The sequence below is a fragment of the Xanthobacter autotrophicus genome (assembly GCF_030015065.1).
Taxonomy (GTDB): domain Bacteria; phylum Pseudomonadota; class Alphaproteobacteria; order Rhizobiales; family Xanthobacteraceae; genus Xanthobacter; species Xanthobacter autotrophicus_D.
This window is the reverse complement of sequence record NZ_JAIVFN010000023.1, coordinates 1-26,467: the sequence shown is the minus strand read 5'-3', so window position 1 is coordinate 26,467 and position 26,467 is coordinate 1. Positions and strand designations below refer to the sequence as shown.

Sequence of the window (26,467 nt, the reverse complement as noted above, 5' to 3'; positions counted from 1 at the left end):
ACTATCATCGCTGCATTGACAATCTACGGAGACGATGATGCGCAAGCCACGGAACTTTGACGCAGAACTGAAGGCGCTTGAGGACAAGGTGCGCGACCTCAAGAGCCGCAAGGTGCAGCAGCTTGGCGAACTCGTCATCGCCACCGGCGCAGATAGCCTCGGCACCGACGAACTCGCGGGCGCTCTGATGGTGCTGGTCGAAACCAAGGACGCCGCAAAGCGGGAGGCATGGGCCAAGCGTGGGGCCGCGTTTTTTCAAGGTCGGGCACGGCGAACTGCTCCAGCAATTGAGCGCAACACTGGCGGCGCTCAAACGCAACCGCGCGGCGCGCTACCGCTATCAAGCGGCGCGCGCCCGGCGTGACATGCGCACATGGCAGGTCGAGCGCCGCAGGCGCACGCGGCATCTGATCGAACTCGGCGGCCTCGTCGTCAAGGCGGGCATCGTCGAACTGACCGGCGATGATCGGACCATGATCTACGGCGCGCTGTTCTGGATCGCCGACAAGCTGCAAAGCGAGGACGGCGAACGCGCGCGCTGCGTCTGGACAAAACTGGGAAAGATGGCGTTCGAGTTAGGGTGGCCTGCTGACGCGCACGACGTTTCACAGCCGCAGCAGGATCGGACCTGAGCGATGGCGGGCGGCGCGGAGACCCCACAATCGCAGCGCCGCCCGCCATCGCGCGGCTCGCCGCGCAAAGGCAACGGGCCGGATAGCCTCGTCTGTGGAGGTTTATCATCGACCGCCAGCTTGGCCGCGAAGTCGCGGGCGTCGTTCAGGGCGGTTCGGTATCCTGGCAGTTGGGGCGGCAGAGGGGATTGGTCTATGACTTCGCCCAACTTGTGTCCAACATTCCACTGCTCGCTGCGTAATAGCCCAAGTCTCGATTGAAGGGAGCAATACCGTTCACCCAACGTGTTCCCTCGATAGGTTCCTGCCGCACCACTTCGGTGACGGGCAACATATCTAGGTATTCGTCACCTCCTCTTGCCCGGAGGCCGCGGCGAGCGCCAGACGCGCGAGTGCCGGAAGAGACTTGGCCCCGGTTCTCTTCATGATTGCGGCGCGATGATTTTCGACGGTGCGCTGGCTGATGTTCAGATCGGCCGCGATGTTCTTGCTGGGGTGTCCGGCCAGCACGAGATCCATGACCTGGCGTTGTCTCGGCGTGAGACTCGCAATGTGGTCGGTCGCTGCCTTTCGCCAGTCCGACAGCTTGGCCGCATCTTGGGCCTGTTCGAGCGCGCGCGCGACGCTGGCGAGCAGTTCCTCGCGGCCGATCGGTTTCTCGATGAAGTCTCTCGCACCGGCCTTCATGGCTTGGACAGCCATCGGCACGTCGCTGTTGCCGGTGATCATGATAGCGGGCAATCCGTTGCCGGCATGATGGAGCCGTTCCAACAATTCAAGGCCAGTCATTCCGGGCAGGTAGGCGTCGACCAGCAGACATCCTGCTTGACCGGGCCGATAGGCTTCGAGGAAAGCCTCGCAGCTCGCGAAATCCTCAACGACCCGCCCGTCGGCTTCGAGCAGGTCGCGTATCCCGTCGCGGACGTGGCCATCGTCATCGACAATGAAGATCACGGACGTTTCGGAATGCCGGGCGGCTTCAGCCCGCTGCTGCGGCGGCGGATGCCGCGCGGGTTGCGCGATGGAAAGCAGGCGCTGGATTGCTTGCAGGACGTCTGTCGTCTTGACCGGTTTGTTGAGTTGCAAGCAGTCCTGGCCGGCAATGCGTCGCAGGGTATCCGTCGAAATGTCGCCCGTCAAAACAACGACTGGTATATGACGATGCAGTCTCTCTCTAATCTTCGTGGCCACGAGAAGTCCATCCATGCCATTCGGCAGATTGTAGTCCGCCAGGATCAGGTCGGGCTGAAAACCGCCATGGACGACCAAATCCAGCGCCGCGGGACCATCGGGCGCTGTTGCCGGGCGATGTTCCTCCTCGCTGAGGACCACTTCAATGAGCTCACGCAATTCTCGGTCATCCTCGACGACCAGGATCGCGCCAGTGTGCCGGTCGCCATCACTCTTGGGCCCGCTTGTGACAGGAGAATGGCCTTCCGCTCGCGACAACTCGTCCGCCGGAAACATGACATCGATGGAAAAGATCGAGCCCTTCCCTGGCTGCGAGCGGACATGCACGGGATGACCTAGCAATATCGCCAAGCGCTGCACGATGGACAGTCCGAGACCAAGACCACGGCTGCGTTCACGTGCGGGGTTGTCGAGCTGGTGATACTCGTCGAAGATGGCCCTGATATCCTGCTCGGCAATGCCGGCGCCAGTATCGCAGACCTCGATTCTGAGCATCTCGCCATGCCGGCGACAGCCAAGCAGCACCTTGCCGCGCGTGGTGTATTTCAAGGCGTTCGACAGCAGGTTGCGGACCATCTGCTCAAGCAGGCGCGGATCGCTATAGACCGACAGACCGCACGGGACGACGCGCAGGACGAGCTTCTGGGCTGTGGCGTGATAGCTGAACTCATCGCGCAGCCGCTCCAGCATGTCGCCGATAGGGAAACTCACGAATTCCGGATGGACCGTACCGGCCTCGAGTTGGTTGATATCGAGCAGCGTGTTGAGCATGCCCGACATGGCGGCGGCCGTTTCGTCGAGACGGGCCACCAGCGCAATAGCTTCCTCTATCTTGTGGTCGCGAATCTTCCGGGTCAGGGCACTCTGCATCAGGCTGATGGCTTGCAGCGGCTGGCGCAGGTCATGGCTCGCGGCGGCGAGGAATCGGGACTTGGCGATACTGGCCTGTTGCGCGTCGCGCTTGGCGGCCTCCAGCGCATCAGCGGTGTGTTTGCGCTCCGTGATATCGGCAAAGGTGATGACGACGCCCTCCACGCCGTCATTCTGGGCGCGATAGGGGAGTATCCTGCGGACATACCATAGACCGTTCCTGGCCTGAATTTCCCGCTCGATCGGCGCGAGCGTTTGCAGCACCGTGCGAGCATCGGCGAGAAGAACGCCGTCGTCGGCGAGCGAGTTGAGATCGGCGAGTGGTCGGCCGATATCTGTCGCAATGATGTTGAAAAGCGCTTTGGTCGCCGGCGTAAAGAAACGAATGCCGAGATCGAGATCGAGGAAAATTGTTGCAACGTCCGTGCTGTAGAGGATGTTCTGGAGATCGCTTGCAGTCGTCCGCTGCCGTTCCAGCGTTTCCTGGAGCTGGCTGTTGAGGGCCGTGAGCTCCTCGTTCATCGACTGCAACTCTTCCTTCGACGTCAGCAGCTCTTCGTTGGTCGATTGATATTCCTCATTGGCGGACAGGGCCTCTTCGTTGACCGCCTTCTGTTCTTCGTTTGATGTTTCCAGACTGTGGACCGCGGCTTGCAGTTCCGTTCGTGTCGCTTCCAATTGCTGCTCGAGCTCCGCGACATATTCACGATCGGGCGGGGTAGCCGCCCGGCTTCGCTTATGGACCGTCGCGGGACTCTCTATGAAGCAGACCAGCAGCAGGTCCTCCCCGTCGATCACGGCCGGTTGCACGGCGATCTCGAACAAACCAAGCTTGCCTTCATAGTTCATCCGTCCGCCCGGGATCACGATACGGGCCTTTTCCTGGATGGCCTGATAGATCGCCGCCCTGAGCTTGATCCGCAGATGCGGGCGCACCATCGCGAGCACATCGTAGCTCGGATGGCCTTGGGGCACGCGCAGGTAGCGTTCGGTCGGTCCCAGGGAATAGAGCCATTCCAGCTTGCTGTTGATCAGCACCGCTGCGGGTGCATACATCTCGACGATGAGGCGGCGGCACCCCTCGGCGAGCGCGACTTGCCGGGATGGCGTCTGACCCTGTGGTGCGCGCAGGGGTAGCCGCGCGCCCTCGGCGGATCCGAACAAAAAACCCGCCTCGCCGGGGCGGGCGCGCCCGATGTGTCGATAGATGCGCTCCGCCTTCGAGATGACCTCGAAACGCCCTTTGGAATTGCCGATCGTCTCGGCGCTGCCCAGCAGGAGAATGCCGCCTTCTCGCAAGGCGAAGTGGAAGAACGAGATCACCTTCTCCTGCGCCTCGGGACGCAGATAAATGAGCAGATTTCGGCATGAGATCAGGTCGAGTCGTGAGAAGGGTGGGTCGGCCAGCACGTCCTGCACCGCGAAGACGATCGTCGCACGTAGTTCCGGCAAAATCCGATAGCCGTGCTCGTCCTTCGAGAAGAAACGGGTAAGCCTTGCGGCCGACACTTCCGCCGCGATCGTTTCCGGATAGAGGCCCTCCCTGGCCGTCGCGACGGCATCGGGGTCAACGTCGGAGGCGAAGATCTGAAGCTTGATCTCCCGCTTCGCCGCCGTGATTTCCTCGCGGAAGAGCATGGCGAGAGAGTAGGTTTCTTCGCCGGTGCTGCATCCGGCGATCCATATCCGCAGCGGCTGATCGATGGAATGGTTGCGGACCAGATCGGGAACGACCTTTTGGCTCAGGACATCGAATATCTTGGGATCGCGAAAGAAACTGGTGACGTTGATGAGTAGATCCGAGGCCAGTTGATTGAGCTCTTTTTCGTCGTTTCTCAACGCATCAAGATATCGCTCGATGTCGTCGGTTTCGATCGACGCCATGGCCATGCGGCGCTCGATCCGGCGCCGCAGCGTGCCCTCCTTGTAAAGTCTGAAATCGTGAGCCGTTTTTTTCCGGAGCAGATCGACGATCTCCGGCAGCCAGTCTGGAGCGGTGTTCCCATCGGCGGGCGCAGCAGCCGTACGTGTCAGCGCCATTCGCCGGTGGAATTTGACGAGCGCGTCCGGGACGCCCGTAAGCGGCAGGACAAGATCCACCGCGCCGGTCAGAATCGCGTTTCTCGGCATCCCGTCGAAGGCAGCCTCGTCCGGATTCTGAGCGATGACGAGACCGCCCTTTTCCTTGACGGCCTTCAGGCCGAGGCTGCCATCGGCGCCCGTCCCCGAAAGGATCACGCAGATGGCGCGTTCCCCGTATTCCTCCGCCAGCGAGCGCAGCAGAAAGTCGAAGGGCAGTCGGGCGCCGTGACGCGCTTCGGGCTCAGAGAGATGCAGAGTGCCGTTGCTGACGGAGAGATAGGTGCCCGGCGGGATGATGTAGAGGTGTTGGCGTTCGAGCAGCATGCCATTGGTGGCCTGCACGACGGTCATGGCGGTGCGATAAGCCAACAGCTCCGCCATCATGCTTTCGTGCGTCGGGTCGAGATGCTGCACGAGGATGAATGCCATGCCATTGTCGGGCGGCAGGGCCCCGAGAAGCTTGGTGCAAGCCTCCAGGCCGCCGGCCGAGGCGCCTATGCCGACGATCGGAAAATCCGCTGACGCATGCGGCGGCCCACGGGCCACCAAGGCCTGCCCCCTTGAACGGCGGCGGCCTGCCTTCGTCTCCGAGGTTCCGTTTTTTCCTGGCATTGGCCTTCCCTTCGCGCCCGGCGGTCTCTGCGTGCGATTTGAGGTTAATCCACATGTTCCCGGACCGGCCGCCGCTTATCCGTAGGTAGTATATCCGAGAGCATTCTGCCACGGCCACCGAATATCGCTAATGGGGGTCCAGCGCCCTCGGGAAGCCATGCGATTGAGTAGATTCCGAGCCTGCCAGCGGACCCGCGTACTCCATATGCTTCCTTCCAATGTGAATTGGATTTCCGACCCCAGATGGCTCGGATTCTCGCACCGGCCGGCAGCTTCGCCAGGCGGGTATTAACAAGCGGAGTGACGACATGGACAAGGATCGTATCGCAGGCGCGGCCAAGGAGACGAAGGGCGCGATCAAGGAGACGACCGGTAAGACCGTCGGTGACGCGAAACTGACCGCCGAGGGAAAGAGCGAGAAGGCCCAAGGCAAGGTTCAGAACGCCATCGGCGGCTTGAAGGACGCATTGAAGAAGTAAGCGCAGGCGGCGGCCAGGGGCGTCATTCCGTCCCGGACGGCCTGCTGCACGTAACAGACCAATACAAGACAGATCAAAAGGAGCGACCAATGACACGTTCAATCAAAATTCTAGCGGGTAGCGCCCTCCTGGCGGCCTCGCTCGGCGGTCCAGCGTTTTCGCAGGGTTCTCCCCAAACTGTCACCCTGACGAAGGTCGACCCCGCATCGCTGGCGACGGGCTATCGGACATCTAAGGTGGTGGGCAGCACTGTCGTCAATGAAGCCAACGAAACTATCGGAACGATCGACGATCTGATCGTTACTTCCTCCGAGAAGGTGCCTTTCGCGGTGCTCTCCGTCGGGGGGTTCCTGGGCGTGGGCTCGAAATACGTTGTGGTGCCGTTCAGCTCCATCCAGGTGAAAGATAAGAAGATGGTGCTGGCCGGCGCGACCAAGGACTCGCTGAAAGCGCTTCCAGAGTTCAAGTACAACACCGGCACATGACGGTCCGCGGGACACGGCGCCGCGATCGTGATCGCATGTCGCCGTGCATTGCCTGCGCGGAATTGAACAAACGAAGTCCCAGAGCTCCTGATCGGCTCTTCTGAAACGATCAACGTCTCGAGGAGTACCAGATCATGAGTACGATTCTGATCATCATCGTGGTGATCCTTCTGCTCGGCGGCGGTGGAGGCTACTACGCGCACGGCCGCTATGGCAGCGCCGGACTGGGCGGCGTCCTTGGCTTGATTGTTATCGTTCTCGTGCTGCTATGGCTTTTTGGCGGCCTCGGAGGTGTCGGCAGAATTTAATGATCGCAGCCATCTGGCTGAGGCTTTCGATTGAAAAGGCCGTCCCGCTCGGTTTAGCTTTTGGTTCTTTAATAGAGGCTGTCCGAGGGTGCGCGCCTCCACATCCCATCACAGGGCGATCGAAATGTCAGAGCGTGACTCCTGCATAATCTCTACACCGAGGAAGGCGTCGCGTGTTCTGGTGGTCGAAGACGATGCGTTCATCGCAATGCTGTATGCTGACCTTCTGATGGAGATGGGCCATACAATCTGCGCGATCGAAACGACCGAAGCCGACGCGGTGGCCGCAGCAGCTCGCCACAAGCCCGACTTCATGATCGTCGACGCCGGTCTACGCCACGGCAGCGGCATGTCTGCGGTTACTGAAATACTGCGAAGTGGCTTTGTCCCGCACCTGTTCGTGACCGGCGATGACAGGGCCGTGCAGGCATCATGGCCGAACGCCGTGGTTTTGAAAAAGCCGTTTCGGGATCGAGACCTGGTGCAGGCCATTCAACGTGCCCTCAGTGCGGAACCTCCGATCTGAAAATGAAGAGCAGCAACAAACAGCGCGCCGTTTTGCACGGCTATGACGAACAGCCAGCCGAGCACTGTGGGATGCGAGGCTACGACGGCGGCGCTCGCTGCATGAAAAGGTGATGTGTGTACAATCAATCTGCATCAGATTACGGCATGCACCGACAAGATCAGTACGTTAAACTCATGAGAGGAGAAGCAGCAAACCACGATTTCGTCGCCGACGACCACCGCCACTGCGAAGCTTGCTCCTGACCAGGGCGGAGATTCAGACGAGCGAGGGACCGACTAGGCACTAGATATCAGACAGCAGCTCGTCCTCAAGCTCTAACGGTTCCCGGTCCTCGACCGGAAACAAGGCGAACCGCTCTCCTTGTTTAGAACTCAGTCGAGACCCATATAAATATGGTTCGTTGATTTGGCCGTGGCTTTGCGGTGTCAGAGACCCGCCATCCTCTTTCGAATTTTCGATAGCGAATGCATGCGCCGTCCGGCGCGGTATGTCGCTCCATTCGAGTTCTGGAATGAACTCCGAACTGACCACGGATGTACTGACAGTTTGGAGAACGTTCCAGTCTGAATGGGTACACCGGGCACGCGGTCATTCCTGTGCCCTGCGGAGACCCGCAATCATGGCCAATCGCACGACACAAGCCATCGTCCACTTCAAGAACGCCTTTCTGTTGCCTGGCTTTGATAAGCCGCAACCGGCCGGGGAGTATCGCGTCGACCATGACGAGGAGCCTATTGAAGGCGTCTCCCGACTGGCGTGGCACCGCGTTGGCTCATTCATTCATCTGCCTGGGATCGGCGTGAAAATGTCGACTCATCAGATGGTGCCGATCAATGCAGCGGACCTCGATGCCGCACTCGAAAAGGACAACAAGACATCATGAACACTCCAAATCTTTCCCGACGCACCTCCCGTCCTATGCGCCCTGACACCCCGACCCATCTCTACGCCTTGGGGCAGGCAGTCCGGCTAAAGGGCGGCTTCATACGGCGGTCCCAAGGCGCCAGCATCTATCACATTACCGGTACCTTGCCGTCGCGGGGAGAGCTTCCGCAATATCGTATCCGCAACGACGACGAACGTCACGAACGGGTGGCGACGCAGGATAACCTCGAGCCGGTGAGCACTTCGTCTGGTAGCGAAGGCGACACTCTCATCGAGAGAACGTTCAGTCATGGCTAAGGCACAGAAGCGCGGCAATCGCGAGGCCAAAAAGCCGACGCAGGAAAAGGCGGCCCCCAGGTCAGCGGACCCGTTCGCCAGCCAAACCAGACTCGCTGCAAATACAAACACCAAGCGCGCCAAAGGCAAAGTGCGGTGGTCGTGACGCTGCGTGGCGTCGGGAATCGGCGATGAAGATCGTGATCGAGTTCTACCGTATCCGCGAAACGGACAAGGCGCACGCTGTCATTGGTCGGGAGACTGCGGACGCCGCAAATCTCGATGATGCAATCGAGATCGCGCTGCGGCTTTCAAAAACTCTCAACATGCCGCAGCAGCCAGACGCCATGTCGATCAGCGATAGCGACGGAAACGAGCTTTATGTTCACAGGTTCAGCGTATTTGAAACACCGGATGAAAGGTCACTACCATGAACGCTCCCGGGACGAATACCGAATTCGGACAGCATGCCCTCGCGATTGGCGTTTGGGACAATGAGGGCGGAGCACCGGCGCCCGACACGCTTGACCATCAAGACGGTTGGAAGATCGAGGCGGATCGATCCCGGACGCTCCATCCCGTGTTCCCCCGCGTAGATACGCCTCGACTCACGATGACGGCCCTCTGGCGGTGGGCAGTGAGCGATAACCGTTTGTCGCTCGCCGAACGCTACGCTAGCTGCAGAAAGGACCGCAGTGGGCTACCAACGGTCGCCTTGGTGCCGGTTGTAGCCGCGTGCCAATCATGACAGTGGCTTTCCTCAATCCGAGCCGGAGCTTCGATGAGGCGCGCAATGCGGTTGTCTTCTTCGGTCATGATGGCATGTTCGAGATACGGTTTTTTGTCGAGATCGCGGCACTCGCAGGAGGCCAGCCACGGGGCGCGCGAATGTCGGAGGCGCAATATCTTTCGGCGTTCGATGCCATGCGTGCATCCATCCATGATGTTGCACGCAAGGCGTATTCCCACAGCCGCCGCAATTCGAACACCCTGACCGCCACCGATTTCCGGTAGGGCGGCACGATGCTGATCCGCTACGGCTACGAGATCACCCTGACCTGCACACAACCAACCGCGTTGGTGTGCCTGCTGTCGGTCCATGACGATCGCGCGGCCGACATCAGGGTTCAAGAGACGACCTTCACGACGCCGGATGTGCCGGTGTCGACCTATCGCGACCTCTTCGGCAACCGGTGCCGGCGGCTTGTCGCGCCGGCGGGCGACCTCATGATCTGGGGCGACGCCACGATCGAGGACGACGGCAAGCCGGACCCCGTGGTGCCCGAGGCCCGGGAAACTCCAGTGCCGGATCTGCCCGATGAATGTCTCGGCTACCTCATGGGCAGCCGCTATTGCGAGACGGATCGTCTCAGCCAGATCGCCTGGGATATATTCGGAAAGATTCCGCGTGGCTGGAGCCGGGTGCAGGCCATCTGCGACTTCGTGCATGCCCACATCCGTTTCGACTATATGCAAGCCCGCGCAACACGCACGGCGTTCGAAGCTTTCCATGAGCGTGTCGGGGTGTGCCGCGACTTCGCGCATCTGGCGGTCACCTTCTGCCGCTGCCTCAATATCCCCGCACGCTACGTGAATGGCCATCTGGGCGACATCGGTGTGCCGGTCGTCGATCCGATGGATTTCAGCGCTTGGATCGAGGTTTTCCTCGACGGTGCGTGGCATACGTTCGATCCGCGCAACAATGTTCCAAGAATTGGCCGGATTGTGGTCGCGCGTGGACGCGACGCCGCTGACGTCCCTCTCATCAATTCCTTCGGACCTCATGTTCTGAAATCCTTCCGAGTCTGGACCTACGAGGTGCAGGCGCCTCTATAGCCGTAGAACCCCGTTCGCCACTGAGAAACAAGGAGGGACTGTTTGAAATGAACGAGAGTCTCTCCCGACTCCCGAGAGTGCCGGCTGATCGGCTGACCAAGCCATTCATGCGTTTCCTTCGCATCGAGGCTATGGCAGGCGCCGTCCTGCTGCTGAGCACCCTCTTAGCGCTCGCTCTCGCCAACTCATCGTGGTCGGCTTCGTTTCTCGCCCTGTGGGATATTCATGCCGGGATCAATCTTGGTGGCCTGGAGATATCCCGGTCGCTGAAGCACTGGATCAATGACGGGCTGATGACGCTCTTCTTCTTCGTCATTGCGCTCGAACTGAAGCGGGAACTGGTGCTGGGCGAACTGCGAGATCCTCGGGTGGCAGCATTGCCTGTCGCCGCGGCGATCGGCGGGATGGTCGCGCCTGTCAGCGTGTTCCTGCTGATCGTTGGCGACAGCCCCGGAGCCGGCGGCTGGGGCACCGTGATGTCCACCGACACGGCTTTCGTGATCGGCTGTCTGGCGGTTCTCGGTTCGCGTATCCCGCAGAGTTTGCGGCTGTTCCTGCTCTCGCTTGCTATCTTCGATGATGTCGGCGCTATTCTGGTTGTAACGATCGCCTATGGCGGGACCTTGAATTGGCTGCCGCTCGGCGTAGCAGGGTTGGGATTCGTCGCCGTGGCCACGTTCGCACGCCTGGGTGTGCGCAGCATCCCGGTCTATTTCGCTATGGGCGGCGTTATCTGGCTCGCGTTCGATGCTTCTGGCATCCACGCAACCTTGACGGGGGTCGTCCTCGGATTGATGACGCCGGCGCGAAGCTGGGTGAGCGACAAACGCCTCCATGCGATTCTCGACCGGGTTATTGCCTACCCGCCCGGCGACCATTGGAGCAGTGACACAGCCGCTCGCAATGATCTCAACAAGGCCGGCATCGCGACACGCGAAGCGCTGTCCCCGGTCGAGCGCCTTGAGATGGCGCTCCATCCCTTGGTCGCGTTTGGAATCCTGCCGCTGTTTGCCCTGGCCAACGCCGGGATCCCAATGATCGCCGCCAAGTTCGACCCTACACTTACGACTGCAATTTTCATGGCATTCGTGGCGGGCAAGCCCGTTGGCGTCATTCTCTTCAGCTTCCTTGTTGTGAAATCGCATCTCGGCATTCGTCCCAGCGAGTTGTCGTGGGGATTTTTGGCAGCAGGAGGACTGCTGACCGGTATCGGTTTCACCATGGCGCTGTTCATTGCCGAGCTCGGCTTCGATGCGGCGCTTCTGAACTCGGTCAAGCTCGGCGTTCTCGGCGCTTCTGCCATATCGGCAATCCTCGGTCTGTTGAGCTTGAACTGGCTGACGTCTGCCGCCACGAGATAATGCCTTCTTCATCCCCGGACTTAAGGCGTCGGCTCTGATGTCGGACAAGCCGGGAGGGTGGTTTGAGTAGTTTCCGAGCCTGCTATCGTGATCGGTTGGAAGCTATATTCTGATTGGGATCGAATTTTCAGACGGCTCATGCAGTCTGGTTACCTGAAGGGCGCCGAGCCGGGTTCTGACGAATGCTTCTACCTCGCGAGCAACGTCCGGCGCGTCGTTATGAAACCCTGTCGACAATCGAGGCCCACGTGATGCTATGATTGGGATACAGAATGCGAATTGCTCAGATTGCGCCTCTTGCCGAAGCAGTGCCGCCCGCGCTCTATGGAGGAACGGAGCGAGTGGTGTCCTGGCTGACGGAAGAACTGGTCGCTCAAGGGCACGACGTAACCCTCTTCGCGGCGGGCGGATCGAAGACTGCCGCGAAGCTCGTGGTGGGCTGCGACAAAGGCCTGCGCCTTCAAGGCGTCGCGGACCACACAGCAAGCAATCTGGTGATGCTGGAGCATGCCAGACGGCTAGCGGAGCAGTTCGACGTCATTCACTGCCACATCGATATCCTGCAATATCCCGTGTTCCGGGATCTGGGTCACAAGCTCGTATCGACCTTGCATGGTCGCCTGGATATTCCGAATCTGTGGCCGGTTTACGGGGCCTATCGTCATATGCCGCTGGTCTCGATCTCGAACCGGCAGCGCGAGCCGATGCCGGCGAATGTCAACTGGGCAGCGACGGTGTATCACGGGCTGCCGGCCACGGTTTGCCCGTTCAATGCCAAGGGTGGTGAGTATCTGGCCTTTCTTGGGCGGATATCACGCGAAAAACGTCCCGATCGCGCCATCGAAATTGCGATCAGGGCCGGCGTCCGGCTGAAGATCGCCGCTAAGGTCGACGAGGTGGATCGAGGCTATTTCGACGAGGTGATCAGGCCCATGCTGGATCATCCCCTGATCGAGTTCATCGGCGAAATCGACGAGAGTCAGAAGAGTGCCTTCCTCGGTGGAGCCCTCGCGCTTCTCTTTCCCATCGATTGGATCGAGCCTTTCGGACTCGTCATGATCGAGGCCATGTCGGCGGGCACACCCGTCATCGCCTGGCGCAACGGCTCGGTGCCGGAAGTCATCGAGGAGGGACTCGGCGGCCTCATCGTCGATTCGATGGAAATGGCGATCGAAGCTGTTGGCCGCGCTGCAACGCTTGATCGATCAATCGTCCGGCGGTCCTTCGAACGGCGTTTCACCGTGAGCCAGATGGCCGGGAATTACGTCGCGGTCTACGAGGATCTCATCGGGAAATCGCGATCGCGGGCTGGGCGCATGGAGGCCGCATAGGCCGCCGTCTCTCTGCGAACCATGTCGCGGTGCTCCCTGGCGTCCCCTCAATGCGAGAAACCATGACAATGCAAGAGATCGATGCCTTGAACGATATCGGCGTCGGGACCGAAGCCGCATCGGATTTTTATATCGAGCCCCAGACCTCGCTGATCGAACGCCCGCTGCGCACGCTCAAGCACGGCGATATCTTCGCCGTGCTGGACAGCTATGGCGACATCGGCGTCGGCTGCGACGGCCCGGAAGGCGTGTTCCTGCGCGATACGCGATACCTGTCCGGCTTCGATCTCAGGTTCGAGGGGGAGCGCCCCCTTTTGCTCGGCTCCGTCGTCGAGGATGACAATGCCTCCCTGTCCGCCAACTCAAGCAATCCCGACATCCATCTCGGCGGCAGCCTGACAATACCGCGCGATATCATCGCCATAGAACGCACCAAATTGCTTTTCGAGGCAGGGTGCTATGAGCGCATTGGTTTCGTCAACTATGATGACAAGCAGCGAGCCTTCAGGGTCTCGATCCGCTTTGCGGCGGACTTCCACGACCTTTTCGAAGTCCGTGGGACACGCCGCAAGGCGAGAGGCCAATTGTCCGCACGGCTCCTAAGCTCCAAACGCGTCGAATTTCGATATGACGGCCTGGACGCCATCCGCCGCTACACGGTGATGAGTTTCGATCCTGTGCCGCAAAGGCTTGAAACCGGTCTAGCGGAATTCGACATCGTGCTCGAGCCGCGCGCGAGATGCTCAATTTTCGTGAGTGCGGTTTGCGGCGAGGGTCAGGTACCCGAGCCCATGCATTTCCTGGCGGCTTATCGCGGCGCGAGGCGAGATCTGGCAAAGCTCACGCGGGGCATTGCCACGGTCGAAAGTAGCAACGTTCTCTTCAACGAGATGGCCTGTCGTTCGACCTCGGATATCTACACATTGGTCAGCCAGACCAAGAGCGGCCCTTATCCTTATGCCGGCATCCCGTGGTTCAGCACGGTTTTCGGGCGCGACGGGATCATCACCGCGATCATGATGCTCTGGATCGACCCCAGCATCGCGAAGGGCGTGCTCCTCTATCTAGCGGATACGCAGGCAAAAGCCGACGATCCAGGGGCGGACGCCCAGCCCGGCAAGATCCTGCATGAAACGCGGAACGGTGAAATGGCAAATCTCAAAGAGGTGCCATTTGGTCACTATTATGGATCAGTTGATGCCACTCCACTCTTTGTCATGCTCGCCGGCCTTTACTTCGAGCGAACCGGCGATATGGACACAATCCGGGCAATCTGGCCCAACATCGAAGCCGCGCTTTCGTGGTGCGATACGTCCGGCGATCCGGATCAGGATGGTTTCGTCGAATATTTCCGGACGACAGACGCCGGCCTCGTCAATCAAGGCTGGAAGGACAGCCACGATTCCATCTTTCATGCGGATGGATCATTGGCCGAGGGGCCGATCGCGCTTTGCGAGGTGCAGGGTTATGTCTATGCCGCCAAAGGGGCCGCAGCAACGCTGGCGCAGGTCCTTGGCAAGACGGCCCTTGCCGAGACTCTCGGCAAGCAGGCCGCGGTGTTGCGGATCCGGTTTCACGAGAGCTTCTGGTGCGAGGAAATTGGCACCTATGCCCTGGCCCTGGATGGAGCCAAGCAACCGTGCCGCGTGCGATCCTCCAATGCCGGACATGCACTTTTCGCCGGCATCGCCGATCCCGCTTATGCCGCTCGCATCGCCGATGTGCTGACGGGACCGGAAGCGTTCAGCAGTTGGGGAATTCGCACCGTTTCGCAAGGCGAAAGCCGGTATAATCCGATGTCATATCACAATGGGTCGGTGTGGCCGCACGACAATGCGCTCATCGCGCTGGGCTTCGGCCGATATGGCCTGAAGCGGCACGCCGCCAAAGTTTTTTCCGGCATGTTCGACGCTGCGAGCTATCAGTATCTGCTACGGCTACCAGAACTCTTCTGCGGTTTCGGACGCCGGCGCCGGTGCGGGCCGATCGCCTATCCTGTCGCTTGTGCTCCCCAAGCTTGGGCGTCCGCTGCCCCGTTCGCGTTCTTGGCCGCTTGCATCGGGCTGAGCTTCGACCATGACAGGAACGAAATCCGCTTTGCGAATCCACAACTGCCTGGTTTCCTTGCCGACCTGACGATCCGCGGTTTGCGGCTTGGAACGACATGTGTCGACATCCGGCTGCGCAACGATGGCGTCGACGTGACGGTGAGCGTGCTTTCGCGAGACGGCAATGCAAGTATCGTGCAGACCAAGTGATACGGGGATCGCTGACAGTTTCAATTAGTGCGGGAATCGGCGGCGTTCGGCGTTCGCAACGGGCGGGTTTGAGGGTAGTTGGCCCACCCGAGAAGATTCGAACTCCTGACAGACGTCCTCCCGACATTCGAAAGGTGATCTAGTAAGAACATACCTAGACGAACTTGAGTTTCCAAGTAAATGCTATATCCATCCCGGTGGTTAGACCGAGATGGTGATTGAGCTATAACAAAAGTGGTTGGTAGGACAGGCTTCAAATCTCCACGACCAACAGGTGTCGGTCTCGGTCAAAACCTGCCCGGGCATGACGACGGCTCTTTTCCAGCGACATGCATAAGCCAGCCGGATTTTCCAAACGAGCTCTCAGACCCGCACGAAGACGGCGATCAGGACGGCGTAGAATGCGAGGATGACGCCCGCGCCCAGCGCATCGGTCCGCGGCGCCGGCGATTGCAGCCACCAGTCGAAACGGCGGCTGACCCATGGCACCAACCGGGTCAGGAGCAGCACGCTCACCGCATTGCCGATGAACAGCGCCACCGCGAACGGCAGTCCCGCCTCGCCCATCAGCAGCGGGATCTGCACCAGGTGGCCGAACAGGAACACCACCGGATAGAGCGCCAGCAGAACCAGCATGCTCTGCTTCCAGGGCGGCGGCGCCTTGCCCCTGGGCGCGGAGAACCATTGCTCGAAGCCGGTACGCACGGTGCGGGCATGAAACTCCTCAATAAAGGCCCGCGCCTCCTCCAGCATGGCCCTGCGCTGCGGCGAGCCGAGCCAGGCTTCCAGATGCTCCTGGGTATCGAAACGCAGGATCGCCAGGAAGTCCTCCTGCACGCCGGGAATGGGCGCCTCCAGCCGGTAGCCCTCGAAACCGGGGGCGCGGCTCTGCAGCATGGTCATGCGCTGCTCCCACGCGCGATAGGCCGCCTCCTGCCCGCTCTTCAGCCGGGTGGCGATGACCACCGACACCGGCGAGGGCAATACCCCGGCGGCGCCGTCGCGCACCAGGTGAACGTCGTCCCGCCCGGCCAGCATGTGCTGCACGCCGGAGATGCGCGCGAGGCGCTCCGGCGACTTCAGCCAGCCCACCGCATCCTCGGTGCTGGCAAAGCGCTGGAGGATCACCCAATCCACCTGCGCCGGCGGCGCGGGGGGCGCCACCGACTGCTCGATGAAGCCGGGAAAGCCGGCGATGAGGCGCCTGGTTTCCTCCTGCCAGTCGGCGAAGGCGTGATCCTGGCCCTTCAGCACCCGCGTCTGCGTGACGATGGTGACCGAGCCTTCCGGCGCCCCGCTCATTGGGGCGCCCCCGCCGCCCGGCCGAGCCGGTCGAAGATGCGGTCCGGGGTGAAGGGCAGGTGGGCGAAGCGAACGCCGGTGGCATGGGCGAGCGCGTTGGCCACCGCCGGCGCCACCGCGTTGACGGCGCATTCGCCTTGCGCCTTGGCGCCCAGTGGACCGATGGCGTCGTGGGTGTCGGCGAACAGCACGGTGGTGCGCGGCGTGTCGGCGAAGGCGGGGATGTGGTAGTTGCGCAGCGCCGGATTGAGCACGCGGCCCTGCGCGTCATGCACCATGTGCTCGGTGAGCGCCCAGCCCAGCCCCATGGCCACCGCGCCCTCGATCTGCCCCCGGCATTGCAGCGGATTGATGAGGCGGCCGATATCAGCCGCGTGCACGCTGTGGAGGATGCGGATCTCCCCGGTGACGCGATGCACGGCAAGACGCACCCCCTGCACGTTGAAGCCGATGGTGCGCGGCGAGAGATAGGCCTTGCGCTTGGCCTCGAAGCGATGGCCCTCGGCGGTTCCCAGCCGGTACAGCTCGGCGAGCGGGATGCGCGCGGTGGCGCATTCCACCGCATCGCCCGCAAGCCGCCAGTCTTCCAGCGCCGTATTGGTGCGGCGCGCCGCATAGGCGAGGATGTCGGCGCTGAGCGCCCGCGCCGTCAGCTCCACCGCCTGCCCGGCCACCACCGTGCCGGTGCTGGCGAAGGTGCCGGTGTCGTAGGGGGCACGGTCGGTATCGGCATTGATGATGGCGATGGCCTCGGCCCGCGTGCCCAGCACCGCGGCGGCGATCTGGCGATGGGCCGTGACCGAGCCGTTGCCCATCTCGGTGGAGCCCACGGCGAGGTGATAGGTGCCGTCCTCCAGAAGCCGCATCTCGCCGCCGGAGCGATGCTCGGTGGGCGGGCCGGCTTCCATCATCGCGAGCGCCACGCCGGTGCCCTCCGCCCAGTCGCCTTCGGGCTTCGCCTCGCCCCTGCCGCTCGCCAGCTCCGCCTCCACCAGGTCCAGACACTGGTCGAGCCCGTAGCTGCCGAAGGCGACGTCGCTCGGGTCGTTCCAGACCGACTGGATCACGTCGTCGGGGCGGATCATGTTGCTGCGGCGGATGGCGAACGGGTCGAGGCCCAGCTTCGCCGCAAGGTCGTCCATGGCGCATTCGATGGCGAACGAGGTCTGGGAGGCGCCATAGCCGCGAAAGCCGCCGCCGGGGATCACATTGGTGTAGACCGCGTGGCCCTGCGCCTTCTTGGCCGGGCAGCGATAGGCGGCGAGCGGACTGCCCAGCGCCGCCGCCAGCGTCTCCCCGCCATGGCCGCCATAGGCGCCGGTGTTGGAGACCACGTGCACCTCCAGCGCCGTCAGCGTGCCGTCGGCTGTGGCGCCGAGCTTCACCCGCGTGGTCATCTGGTGGCGGGTGGTGGCGCCGAGGAATTCCTCCTCGCGGGTGAACTCCCATTTCACCGGGCGGCCGAGACGCAGCGTGGCCAGCACGCACAGATCCTCGGCAAGCATCTCCTGCTTGCCGCCGAACCCGCCCCCGACCCGCTCGGTGAAGACGTGCAGATCGTGGGGGAAGATGCCGAACAGATAGCACAGCTTCCTGTGGGTGATGAACGGCGCCTGGGTGGAGGTGCGCACATGGATGCGCCCCTCGCCGTCCCGCCAGGCGATGGAGCCGTGGGTTTCAAGGTGCGCGTGCTGCACCCGGGAGGTGGAATAGGTCTCCTCATGGACCACCGCGGCGGCCGCGAAACCTTCGGCGACGCTGCCCACCTCGCCCCTGAGGGTGAGGAAGACGTTGCCCCGCGCCGCGCCGCCGATCCCGTCATTGCCGGGATGCAGCAGGGGCGCGCCCTCGGCCATCGCCTCGATGGGATCGAACACGGCGGGCAGGATCTCGTATTCCACCTCCAGCGCCCGGCAGCCGGCCTCGGCCGCGCCCTCGGTTTCCGCCACCACGGCGGCGATGCGCTGGCCGACGAAGCGGGCCACCTCGTCGAGGATGAGAGTGTCGTCGGGATCGACCAGATGGTCCTCGTGGGTGGCGGTGCTGAAGAGCTTCTTCGGCACATCCTCATGGGTGAACACCGCCACCACGCCGGGAACGGCCAGCGCCTTCTCCCGCCCGATGCGCAGGATGCGCGCATGGGCGTGGGGCGAGCGCAGCACCTTCAGATGAAGGAGGCCGTGGAGCGCCGGGTCGGTGGCGTCCACGTCCATGGTGTAGCGCGCATGGCCGGTGACGATGCCGGCGCTGAACGGGTTGGGCAGGCTGGCGCCGCAGGCCGCGCCGGCCACGTCCTGCTCGATGGCGCCCACGCCGTGGACCGCATCCGAAATGGCGCGATAGCCGGTGCAGCGGCAGAGGTTGCCCTTCAGCGCGCGCGGCAGGTCGGTGCGCTGGGCCTCGTCGAGGGCGGCCACCGTCATGATCATGCCGGCGGCGCAGAAGCCGCACTGGAACGCCTGCGCCTCCAGGAAGGCCTGCTGCACCGGGTGCAGCGCATCGCCGGCCGCGAGCCCCTGCACGGTGGTCACCTGCCGCCCCCTGGCCCGGAAGGCGGGCATGAGGCAGGAATGCACCGGGCGCCCGTCGAGCCACACGGTGCAGGCGCCGCAATCCCCCGCGTCGCAGCCCTTCTTCACCCCCAGCGCGCCGCTCTCGCGCAGGAAGGTGCGCAGGCACTGGCCGGGGCGCGGCTCGGCGGAAACGCTCCGCCCGTCGATGCTGTAGGTCACGCGTCGCCCCCGGATGCTGCCAGCTCCGCCCGGATCTCTTCCGCGAAGTGCATGGTGAGATGGCGCTTGTAGGCGGGCGTGCCGTTGACGTCGTCGAACCAGCCGTCGTCCGGGATCGCCGCCGCGAGGGCGGCCTGAAGCTCCGGCGCGCCCGGCATGGCGGCGAAGCGCAGGTGCACCGGGCGCGGGGTCGCGGCGGTGATGGTGAGGACGAAATCGCCCTCAAGCCCGGCGGTGCCGATGACGAGCGCCGCCGAGCGGCCGAGCTTGGTGAGCGATGCCCGGCGCAGGGCGAAGCGCCGCTCAAGAGAAGCCGCCGGAATATGGATGGCGCGCAGCAACTCGCCGGGCCTGAGCACATTGGCATGGTTGCCGGTGACGAAATCCACCGCCGCCACCGTGCGCGGCGCGCCCGAGCGGGGCCACAGCAGGTATGTCGCGTCCAGCGCCACGGTGAGCGAGATCATGGCGCCGGCGGGCAGCGACATGCAGATGTTGCCGCCCACGGTCGCCACATCCGCCACCTTGAACGACATGAGCAGCGCATTCGCGCAGGCCCGCAGCAGCGGGGCGGCGGTCCAGTCCGGCGGGGCGGCGAAATCGGCGAGGGCGCCGATGGTGGCGGTGGCCGCGATCTCGAGCCCCGCCTGCGATGCCGCCAGCGCCGGCCAGCCGAGGCCGAGGAGATCCACCAGCGTGTCGATGCCCGGCTGCGGCTCGGACATCAGCCAGGTGCCGCCGGACAGCCAGGCGTGACCCGAAGGCCAGTCGGCCACCTCGTCGGCGCTCAAGGGCGACTTGATCTGCCGCACCGTGTTCAGGTCCATTCGTCTCCCCGCACTCGCCGCCGCGCCGAACACACGGGAGACCCGCTCGGGTCCGGTGGCTCGCGAACAGGCATCGCCGATCCGGAAAGACGTGACAACCGGAAAGACGTGTCAACCGGAAAGACGTGTCAACCGGAAAGACGTGGCAAAACATCCGGCAGCCCGATGAAACATCGGCGGCCGGGCGCTATTTCTTTCCTTTTCGGCTGTCCCGTGTCGTCCCGCCCCATCCGGCAAATTGAGAGCCGGAATTGATCTTCGTTCTATTTCGACGCTATCACGGCTCGCCGGCCCGCGCCAAGCGGCGTTTGGCGGCCATCAAGGGGCGGCCGGCGGCGGTCCGCGCAGGGCGCGTCAGCGTGGGCCTTGCCTTCGGGCGCGCGCGGCGGTGAGATAAGGGCATGAATGGCACACAGCCGAGCCCGCCCCGAAGCCGGCCCACACCCAGTCGCGACAGCCTCGGCTGCTCGCTCGCGGCATTGTGCGGCGGGCAGGAGCTGACGGGGCCCGGCTTCGTGCTCCACCGCAAATCCCACGATGGCCGGCGCATGAGCCGGGTGGAGACCCCGCCCAGCGACCGCGGTGTCCTGATGGGGGTCTGCCTCAGCGGGGGCCACCGCCGGCGCATCTTCAGCGGCAGGCGCTCCGCCGTGCATGACTTCGAGCCGGACAGCAGCTATGTCCGCGCCTTCGCCGACGACTACCTGGCCGACATCGAGACCGGGTTCGAGTTCGTGCTGCTCGAAATCTCGCAGGGCGAGCTGTGCCGCACCCTCGACGAAATGGGGCTGCCGCCCGCAGACGGCATTTCCGCCCCGCCCGGCAGGAAGGATCCGGTGCTCGCTCACCTCGCCCGCGCCCTTCTGCCGGCCCTCGCGCAGCCGGCGAGCAGCAGCCCGCTGTTCGTGAGCCAGGTGGTCAGCGCCCTCCAGACGCACATCGTCCAGCGCTATCACGGCGCGGCGGCGCATGTGGGCCGCGGGGGCCTGTCGGCCACGCAGCTCAGGCGCGCGCAGGAGCTGCTGATGGCGGGTGTGGACGGCGCCGTGCTGATCAGCGACATCGCCGCCGCCTGCAACGTCTCGCGCAGCCATTTCATCCGCGCCTTCCGGCAGGCGACGGGCGCGACGCCCTACCAGTGGCTGCTCGCCCGCCGCGTGGAGCAGGCGCGGGCGCTTCTCACCCGATCGCGCCTGTCGCTGGCGGAAGTGGCCATCCAGTGCGGCTTTTCCGACCAGAGCCACATGACGCGCACCGTGGCGCGCCTCACCGGATCAACGCCCGGGGCCTGGCGGCGCGGCCGCTAGAGCACGCGCCGATCAGCTTGCATCGCAAGCCGATGCGGAAAAATGCGCCGCGCCGCCCGCCCGGCCAGGAGCGATGGCGGAAAGGGTTTCGCTTCATCAATTGGTATAGTCTGAAATATCGCGGGTGTGCCGGCACGGAGCACCGGCGAGACGACAGATGCGCCCGGCTTCATTACAACGTGAAAGACCGATGACACAAAGACGTTGCGCGCATTGTGGAAGACGTGCAACCTCCCCGACGTCCGCGCCAACTGTCCGGGTCCGATCGTCCAAGGACGTAGACTTTCCTGCAAGACGACCCCTCGGCCCGGCGCGATAGTCCCCGCCACACACAGCCGGGGGTCGAACCATGACCGCAACCTTGGACTACCAGCACGGGCTCCGAAGAAGCGCCGCGCATCCGCCTCCGCCGGGCCTGCGGGCGCCGGATTGCAGCCGGGCCCGACCGGACGGAACCGATCCGGCCGGTTCACGCCGACCGGGGCGTTCGCTTCGGGGGAGTGGATCGCCCTCTAAACTCAAGAAGGACAACGCGTTCTCTAGGCCCTGACCACGGGAACGCCGAAGGCCTCGTTGCGCGTGAGCGCCGCATCCACCGCCTCGCCGCGCGCGGTCAGCGCATATTCCACATGGCGGACCCGCCCCTCGATCTCGCGCCGCGTCACATAGCCCGCGGCCTCGAGTTCCTTGAGCCGCGCGGAGAGAACGCGCGCAGAGATGGCGCCGGGAAGCGCCCGGCGCAATTGACCGAACCGCAGCGTCCCGTTGCGCGCAAGCGCGGCCATGATGTGGCCCATCCACTCCTGGGCCATGAACTTGAGAAAATGCTCAGCCGGGCAGTGCCCAAGCCCGATCTTCTGGTCTTCTGCTTCGTCGTCCATGGATGAAACCAGTATCCCATAGGTAACTAATGGCCGCCGCGCCCGCGCGGCGCTAGCTTCCCGTCCACCCTGTCAGTCCCCATCATCACAACAGGAGATTTCCCCGTGTCAAATGCCGTCGCTGCCCCCGGCGGGATGTTGTTGTCCCCCAACGACCACACCCTGATCATGATCGACTTCCAGTCGCAGATGTCGTTCGCGACCAAGTCCATCGACGCCGTGAACCTGCGCAACAACGCCGCCCTCGTCGCCCATGCGGCGGCGGGCTTCGGCGTCTCCACCATCCTCACCACGGTGGCGGAGAAGAGCTTCTCGGGCCCCATGTTCTCCGAGATCACCGACGCCTTCCCCGGCGAGAAGCTGCTCGACCGCACTTCCATGAACACCTGGGAGGACGCGGCGGTGATCGAGAAGGTGAACGCCATCGGCAAGAACCGCATCGTGCTGTCGGGCCTGTGGACCGGCGTGTGCATCGTCGGCCCGGCGCTGTCGGCCATCGACCAGGGCTTCGAGGTCTATGTCATCGCCGACGCCTGCGGCGACGTTTCGGAAGAGGCCCACGAGCGGGCCATGCAGCGCATGATCCAGGCCGGCGCCCGGCCCATGACCTCGCTGCAATACCTGCTGGAGCTGCAGCGCGACTGGGCCCGCACCGGTACCTACGACATGACCACCGGCATCGCCAAGAAGTTCGGCGGCGCCTACGGCCTCGGCATCATCTACGCCAAGACCATGTTCGGCGCCTCGGAAGGCCATTGAGCGTGGAACAAGCCCCATCCGCCACCGGCGCCCCGGCCGGCGGCCTCACGCGCCGCACCACGCTTGAACTCGGTGCCGGCGCGGCGCTCGCGGCCGCCCTCGGCCTGCCCATGCCGGCCGCGGCAGCCACCTCCGCCACGACCAAGGGAGCCACAGCCATGCCTTTCGTCACCACCCGCGACGGCGTCGAGATCTTCTTCAAGGACTGGGGCCCGAAGGACGCCCAGCCCATCGTCTTCCACCACGGCTGGCCGCTGTCGTCGGACGACTGGGACGCCCAGATGATGTTCTTCCTCGGGAAGGGCTATCGCGTCGTCGCCCATGACCGGCGCGGCCACGGCCGCTCCAGCCAGGTCTGGGACGGCCACGACATGGACCACTACGCCGCCGACGCCGCCGCGGTGGTCGAGCATCTCGACCTCAAGAATGCCGTCCATATCGGCCATTCCACCGGCGGCGGCGAGGTGGCCCATTATGTGGCCCGCCACGGCAAGGGCCGGGTCGCCAAGGCGGTGCTGATCGGCGCCGTGCCGCCCATCATGCTGAAGACGCCGGCCAATCCCGGCGGCCTGCCCATGGAGGTGTTCGACGGCTTCCGCGCGGCGCTTGCCGCCAACCGCGCCCAGTTCTTCCTCGATGTGCCCACCGGGCCGTTCTACGGCTTCAACCGGCCGGGCGCCAAGGTATCGCAGGGGGTGATCTGGAACTGGTGGCGGCAGGGCATGATGGGCGGCGCCAAGGCCCACTATGACGGCATCAAGGCGTTCTCGGAGACCGACTTCACCGACGATCTCAAGGCCATCGACGTGCCGACCCTCGTCATGCACGGCGACGACGACCAGATCGTGCCCATCGCCGACTCGGCCCTGCTCTCGGTGAAGCTGCTGAAGCACGGCACGCTGAAGGTCTATCCCGGCTTCTCCCACGGCATGTGCACGGTGAATGCCGAGGTGATCAACGCCGACCTCCTCGCCTTCATCAAGGCGTGACGCGCGCGGCGCCGGCCCGCCCCCGGCCGGCGCCGCCCTACCATGGGCGCACACAGCATGAAGCTCTATCTCGCCTCGCTCGGCGCCGGCCTGCTGGTCGGCATCGTCTACAGCCTCATCAACGTCCGCTCGCCGGCGCCGCCGGTGGTGGCGCTGGTGGGGCTGTTCGGCATCCTCATCGGCGAGCAGATCGTGCCCGTGGCCCGCCACCTGATGGCCGGCGACAGCCTGCGCGCCGCCATCGGGCTCGCCGACTGCTCCGACCACGTGCTCGGCCAGCTGCCGGGCCGGCAGAGCGCCGCGGCGGAACCGGCGCCACGGGACTTGCCCTCCCCCACACCTCCCGGATCCTGAGCGGAGCAGCGCCATGCCCGACCGGAAGCGGCCCGATCGCCGCCAGTTCATCGCCGCCGCGGGGCTCTTCGCCGCCGGCTTTGCTCCCACTTCCCCGAAGGCGCAGACCATGAGCGAGACCGCCGACCTCATCCTCTTCAACGGCAAGGTCACCACCCTCGATCCCGCCAACCCGCAGGCCGAGGCGGTGGCGGTGAAGGGCGGGCGCATCCTGTTCGCGGGCCCCACCGCCGACGCCATGCGACACGCCGGCACGGCTACCAGGATCATCGACGCGGGCGGCCGGCGGGTCATTCCCGGCCTCATCGACAGCCACATGCACATCATCCGCGGCGGGCTGAACTACAATATGGAGCTGCGCTGGGACGGGGTGCGCTCCCTCGACCACGCCATGGAGATGCTGCGGAAACAGGTGGCCGTGACCCCGCCGCCGCAATGGGTGCGCGTGGTGGGCGGCTTCACCGAGCACCAGTTCGCCGAGAAGCGCCTGCCCACGCTGGAGGAGCTGAACGCCGCCGCCCCCGACACGCCGGTCTTCATCCTCCACCTCTACGATCGCGCCTTGCTCAATGCCGCCGCGCTGCGCGTGGTGGGCTACACCAGGGACACGCCCAACCCGCCCGGCGGCGAGATCGTGCGCGACGCGAGCGGCAACCCCACTGGCCTGCTCCTCGCCCAGCCCAACGCCACCATCCTCTACTCGACGCTGGCCAAGGGCCCCAAGCTGCCGGCCGAATACCAGAAGAACTCCACCCGCCATTTCATGCGCGAGGTGAACCGGCTGGGCGTCACCAGCGTCATCGACGCCGGCGGCGGCTTCCAGAACTATCCGGACGACTATGCGGTGATCGAGGAGCTGCACCGCGACGGCCAGCTCTCCGTGCGCATCGCCTACAACCTCTTCACCCAGAAGCCGAAGCAGGAGTTGGCCGACTTCTCCGGCTGGTCGAAACAGGTGAAGCCCGGCCAGGGCGACGACCTCTACCGCAACAACGGCGCCGGCGAGATGCTGGTCTATTCCGCCGCCGACTTCGAGGACTTCCAGGTGGCCCGGCCCGACATGCCGCCCAACATGGAGGGCGACCTCGAGCCCGTCATCCGCCTCTTGGCCGAGAACCGCTGGCCGTGGCGGCTGCACGCCACCTATGACGAGACCATCTCGCGCGCCCTCGACGTGTTCGAGAAGGTGGACAAGGACGTGCCGCTCAAGGGCCTCAACTGGTTCTTCGACCATGCCGAGACCATCACCGACCGCAACATCGACCGCATCGCGGCGCTGGGCGGCGGCATCGCCGTGCAGCACCGCATGGCGTTCCAGGGCGAATATTTCGTGGAGCGCTACGGCGCCCGCACAGCGGAGCGCTCCCCGCCCATCCGCCGCATGCTGGATGCGGGCATTCCGGTGGGCGCCGGCACCGATGCCACCCGCGTCGCCTCCTACAATCCCTGGGTCTCCCTCTCCTGGCTGGTGACGGGCCGCACCCTGGGCGGCCTTTCCCTCTACCCGCCGTCGAACCTCTTGGACCGCGAAAGCGCGCTGAGGCTATGGACGCAGGCCAACACCTGGTTCTCCTCCGAGCCCGACAAGAAGGGGCAGGTGAAGGCCGGCCAGCTCGCCGACCTCGCGGTGCTCTCGGACGATTTCTTCTCCGTATCGGAGGACAAGATCCAGGACATCACTAGCGTGCTCACGCTGCTGGGGGGCGTGCCGGTCCACGGCGACGGCGACTTCAGGACCCTCGCCCCTGACCTGCCGCCGCCCATGCCCGACTGGTCGCCGGTGCGCACCTTCGGCGGCTACCAGAAGCGGGCGGAGACCGGCGAGCGCAAATACGCCTTCGCCGCCGCCTGCGGCTGCGCCACCGCCTGCGGCATCCACGGCCACGCCCATGCCGGCGCGCTGGCGGCCAGCGTGCCCACCTCCGACGAGCGCTCGTTCTGGGGCGCGCTGGGCTGCGCCTGCTGGGCGTTCTGATGGGGGGCGGGGGCAGCGCCTTGAGACGATAGAGCACCGTCGCCGGCCGCTTGACCGGACGGCCCATGGCCCCGCCGGGAAAACACCTCCGGAACAAAGCGGCGGGGGCCGGGAAAGCGGACAGATGGACCCTCTGGTCAAGCCGGACGGCGACGATGGTGAAAAGCGGCCCCTCCCTCTCCCACTTGCGGGGGAGGGTTGGGGAG

Annotated in this window: 23 protein-coding genes and 1 pseudogene; 19 read left to right on the top strand and 5 right to left on the bottom strand. The window is 64.1% G+C overall.

Translation table 11 applies throughout. From position 1 onward, the window contains the following. Positions 1-37 precede the first annotated feature (37 nt). The 3 genes and pseudogenes from K9U40_RS07220 to K9U40_RS07210 form a co-directional block, all read left to right on the top strand. Positions 38-364, top strand: a complete 327-nt coding sequence (locus K9U40_RS07220) for a conjugal transfer protein TraD (protein WP_282889532.1) — start codon at positions 38-40, stop codon at positions 362-364. After that, positions 288-632, top strand: coding sequence for a conjugal transfer protein TraD (locus tag K9U40_RS07215; protein ID WP_282889531.1), 345 nt, complete (start codon positions 288-290; stop codon positions 630-632). The genes K9U40_RS07220 and K9U40_RS07215 overlap by 77 nt, the downstream gene beginning before the upstream one ends. Before the next feature lie 95 nt (positions 633-727). Then, positions 728-874 (top strand): annotated as a pseudogene (locus K9U40_RS07210) (DUF3363 domain-containing protein); the annotation flags it as partial. 94 nt (positions 875-968) lie between these two features. Here the strand turns inward: K9U40_RS07210 and K9U40_RS07205 are convergent. Further along, a complete protein-coding gene (locus tag K9U40_RS07205) occupies positions 969-5,387 on the bottom strand; it encodes a chemotaxis protein CheB (protein ID WP_282889530.1) in 4,419 nt (1,472 codons plus the stop codon). A gap of 308 nt (positions 5,388-5,695) precedes the next feature. On the opposite strand from K9U40_RS07205, the gene K9U40_RS07200 reads away from it, so the two are divergent. From K9U40_RS07200 to K9U40_RS07145, 11 genes are all read left to right on the top strand, one after another. After that, the gene (locus K9U40_RS07200; RefSeq protein WP_282889529.1) at positions 5,696-5,866 is read left to right on the top strand and encodes a CsbD family protein; all 171 of its coding nucleotides are present in this window, start codon (positions 5,696-5,698) and stop codon (positions 5,864-5,866) included. Between the two features lie 89 nt (positions 5,867-5,955). Further along, positions 5,956-6,351: a PRC-barrel domain-containing protein gene (locus K9U40_RS07195; protein WP_282889528.1), complete on the top strand. Its 396-nt coding sequence runs from the start codon at positions 5,956-5,958 to the stop codon at positions 6,349-6,351. Between the two features lie 134 nt (positions 6,352-6,485). Then, positions 6,486-6,659: a DUF3309 family protein gene (locus tag K9U40_RS07190; RefSeq protein ID WP_282889527.1), complete on the top strand. Its 174-nt coding sequence runs from the start codon at positions 6,486-6,488 to the stop codon at positions 6,657-6,659. A gap of 181 nt (positions 6,660-6,840) precedes the next feature. Next, positions 6,841-7,185, top strand: coding sequence for a response regulator (locus K9U40_RS07185; RefSeq protein WP_282889526.1), 345 nt, complete (start codon positions 6,841-6,843; stop codon positions 7,183-7,185). A gap of 622 nt (positions 7,186-7,807) precedes the next feature. Next, positions 7,808-8,071: a hypothetical protein gene (locus K9U40_RS07180; RefSeq protein WP_282889525.1), complete on the top strand. Its 264-nt coding sequence runs from the start codon at positions 7,808-7,810 to the stop codon at positions 8,069-8,071. Between the two features lie 469 nt (positions 8,072-8,540). Beyond that, positions 8,541-8,783, top strand: coding sequence for a hypothetical protein (locus K9U40_RS07170; protein ID WP_282889523.1), 243 nt, complete (start codon positions 8,541-8,543; stop codon positions 8,781-8,783). Between the two features lie 310 nt (positions 8,784-9,093). Then, the gene (locus tag K9U40_RS07165; protein WP_282889522.1) at positions 9,094-9,363 is read left to right on the top strand and encodes a DUF1488 domain-containing protein; all 270 of its coding nucleotides are present in this window, start codon (positions 9,094-9,096) and stop codon (positions 9,361-9,363) included. A gap of 9 nt (positions 9,364-9,372) precedes the next feature. Then, positions 9,373-10,185 carry a transglutaminase-like domain-containing protein gene (locus K9U40_RS07160; protein WP_282889521.1) on the top strand — a complete coding sequence of 271 codons (813 nt, stop codon included), beginning with the start codon at positions 9,373-9,375 and terminating at the stop codon, positions 10,183-10,185. 47 nt (positions 10,186-10,232) lie between these two features. After that, entirely contained in the window at positions 10,233-11,546 is a 1,314-nt protein-coding gene (nhaA, locus tag K9U40_RS07155; RefSeq protein ID WP_282889520.1) for a Na+/H+ antiporter NhaA, read from the top strand. A gap of 272 nt (positions 11,547-11,818) precedes the next feature. Then, positions 11,819-12,877, top strand: coding sequence for a glycosyltransferase family 4 protein (locus K9U40_RS07150; protein ID WP_282889519.1), 1,059 nt, complete (start codon positions 11,819-11,821; stop codon positions 12,875-12,877). A 68-nt stretch (positions 12,878-12,945) separates the two neighbouring features. Further along, positions 12,946-15,135, top strand: a complete 2,190-nt coding sequence (locus K9U40_RS07145; RefSeq protein WP_282889518.1) for an amylo-alpha-1,6-glucosidase — start codon at positions 12,946-12,948, stop codon at positions 15,133-15,135. A gap of 363 nt (positions 15,136-15,498) precedes the next feature. On the opposite strand, the gene K9U40_RS07140 is transcribed toward K9U40_RS07145, so the two are convergent. From K9U40_RS07140 to K9U40_RS07130, 3 genes are read right to left on the bottom strand one after another with little or no spacing between them, the layout of a single operon-like run. After that, entirely contained in the window at positions 15,499-16,437 is a 939-nt protein-coding gene (locus K9U40_RS07140; RefSeq protein ID WP_282889517.1) for an antibiotic biosynthesis monooxygenase, read from the bottom strand. After that, a complete protein-coding gene (locus K9U40_RS07135) occupies positions 16,434-19,169 on the bottom strand; it encodes a molybdopterin-dependent oxidoreductase (protein WP_282889516.1) in 2,736 nt (911 codons plus the stop codon). The genes K9U40_RS07140 and K9U40_RS07135 overlap by 4 nt, the downstream gene beginning before the upstream one ends. After that, positions 19,166-19,996 carry an FAD binding domain-containing protein gene (locus K9U40_RS07130; RefSeq protein WP_282889515.1) on the bottom strand — a complete coding sequence of 277 codons (831 nt, stop codon included), beginning with the start codon at positions 19,994-19,996 and terminating at the stop codon, positions 19,166-19,168. The genes K9U40_RS07135 and K9U40_RS07130 overlap by 4 nt, the downstream gene beginning before the upstream one ends. Before the next feature lie 401 nt (positions 19,997-20,397). On the opposite strand from K9U40_RS07130, the gene K9U40_RS07125 reads away from it, so the two are divergent. Beyond that, positions 20,398-21,303, top strand: coding sequence for a helix-turn-helix domain-containing protein (locus K9U40_RS07125; protein WP_282889514.1), 906 nt, complete (start codon positions 20,398-20,400; stop codon positions 21,301-21,303). Between the two features lie 539 nt (positions 21,304-21,842). Here the strand turns inward: K9U40_RS07125 and K9U40_RS07120 are convergent. Next, complete coding sequence (locus tag K9U40_RS07120) at positions 21,843-22,184, bottom strand: winged helix-turn-helix transcriptional regulator (protein ID WP_282889513.1); 342 nt, start codon at positions 22,182-22,184, stop codon at positions 21,843-21,845. A 135-nt stretch (positions 22,185-22,319) separates the two neighbouring features. On the opposite strand from K9U40_RS07120, the gene K9U40_RS07115 reads away from it, so the two are divergent. From K9U40_RS07115 to K9U40_RS07100, 4 genes are all read left to right on the top strand, one after another. After that, positions 22,320-22,943, top strand: coding sequence for a hydrolase (locus K9U40_RS07115; protein WP_282889551.1), 624 nt, complete (start codon positions 22,320-22,322; stop codon positions 22,941-22,943). Positions 22,944-23,101: 158 nt separating this feature from the next. Continuing rightward, entirely contained in the window at positions 23,102-23,932 is an 831-nt protein-coding gene (locus K9U40_RS07110) for an alpha/beta fold hydrolase (protein WP_349239419.1), read from the top strand. A gap of 57 nt (positions 23,933-23,989) precedes the next feature. Continuing rightward, entirely contained in the window at positions 23,990-24,286 is a 297-nt protein-coding gene (locus tag K9U40_RS07105; protein WP_282889549.1) for a XapX domain-containing protein, read from the top strand. A gap of 13 nt (positions 24,287-24,299) precedes the next feature. Next, entirely contained in the window at positions 24,300-26,261 is a 1,962-nt protein-coding gene (locus K9U40_RS07100; protein ID WP_414114972.1) for an amidohydrolase, read from the top strand. Positions 26,262-26,467: the final 206 nt, after the last annotated feature.

What these genes read in the sequence shown, in the direction of transcription:
- K9U40_RS07180 (WP_282889525.1), top strand. Translation starts at nt 7,808, where the DNA reads ATGGCCAATCGCACGACACAAGCCATCGTCCACTTCAAGAACGCCTTT.
- K9U40_RS07150 (WP_282889519.1), top strand. Translation starts at nt 11,819, where the DNA reads ATGCGAATTGCTCAGATTGCGCCTCTTGCCGAAGCAGTGCCGCCCGCG.
- K9U40_RS07170 (WP_282889523.1), top strand. Translation starts at nt 8,541, where the DNA reads ATGAAGATCGTGATCGAGTTCTACCGTATCCGCGAAACGGACAAGGCG.
- K9U40_RS07125 (WP_282889514.1), top strand. Translation starts at nt 20,398, where the DNA reads ATGAATGGCACACAGCCGAGCCCGCCCCGAAGCCGGCCCACACCCAGT.
- K9U40_RS07120 (WP_282889513.1), bottom strand. Translation starts at nt 22,184, where the DNA reads ATGGACGACGAAGCAGAAGACCAGAAGATCGGGCTTGGGCACTGCCCG.
- K9U40_RS07105 (WP_282889549.1), top strand. Translation starts at nt 23,990, where the DNA reads ATGAAGCTCTATCTCGCCTCGCTCGGCGCCGGCCTGCTGGTCGGCATC.
- K9U40_RS07200 (WP_282889529.1), top strand. Translation starts at nt 5,696, where the DNA reads ATGGACAAGGATCGTATCGCAGGCGCGGCCAAGGAGACGAAGGGCGCG.
- K9U40_RS07205 (WP_282889530.1), bottom strand. Translation starts at nt 5,387, where the DNA reads ATGCCAGGAAAAAACGGAACCTCGGAGACGAAGGCAGGCCGCCGCCGT.
- K9U40_RS07160 (WP_282889521.1), top strand. Translation starts at nt 9,373, where the DNA reads ATGCTGATCCGCTACGGCTACGAGATCACCCTGACCTGCACACAACCA.
- K9U40_RS07130 (WP_282889515.1), bottom strand. Translation starts at nt 19,996, where the DNA reads ATGGACCTGAACACGGTGCGGCAGATCAAGTCGCCCTTGAGCGCCGAC.
- K9U40_RS07145 (WP_282889518.1), top strand. Translation starts at nt 12,946, where the DNA reads ATGCAAGAGATCGATGCCTTGAACGATATCGGCGTCGGGACCGAAGCC.
- K9U40_RS07140 (WP_282889517.1), bottom strand. Translation starts at nt 16,437, where the DNA reads ATGAGCGGGGCGCCGGAAGGCTCGGTCACCATCGTCACGCAGACGCGG.
- nhaA (WP_282889520.1), top strand. Translation starts at nt 10,233, where the DNA reads ATGAACGAGAGTCTCTCCCGACTCCCGAGAGTGCCGGCTGATCGGCTG.
- K9U40_RS07195 (WP_282889528.1), top strand. Translation starts at nt 5,956, where the DNA reads ATGACACGTTCAATCAAAATTCTAGCGGGTAGCGCCCTCCTGGCGGCC.
- K9U40_RS07110 (WP_349239419.1), top strand. Translation starts at nt 23,102, where the DNA reads ATGCCTTTCGTCACCACCCGCGACGGCGTCGAGATCTTCTTCAAGGAC.
- K9U40_RS07220 (WP_282889532.1), top strand. Translation starts at nt 38, where the DNA reads ATGCGCAAGCCACGGAACTTTGACGCAGAACTGAAGGCGCTTGAGGAC.
- K9U40_RS07115 (WP_282889551.1), top strand. Translation starts at nt 22,320, where the DNA reads ATGTTGTTGTCCCCCAACGACCACACCCTGATCATGATCGACTTCCAG.
- K9U40_RS07190 (WP_282889527.1), top strand. Translation starts at nt 6,486, where the DNA reads ATGAGTACGATTCTGATCATCATCGTGGTGATCCTTCTGCTCGGCGGC.
- K9U40_RS07100 (WP_414114972.1), top strand. Translation starts at nt 24,300, where the DNA reads ATGCCCGACCGGAAGCGGCCCGATCGCCGCCAGTTCATCGCCGCCGCG.
- K9U40_RS07165 (WP_282889522.1), top strand. Translation starts at nt 9,094, where the DNA reads ATGACAGTGGCTTTCCTCAATCCGAGCCGGAGCTTCGATGAGGCGCGC.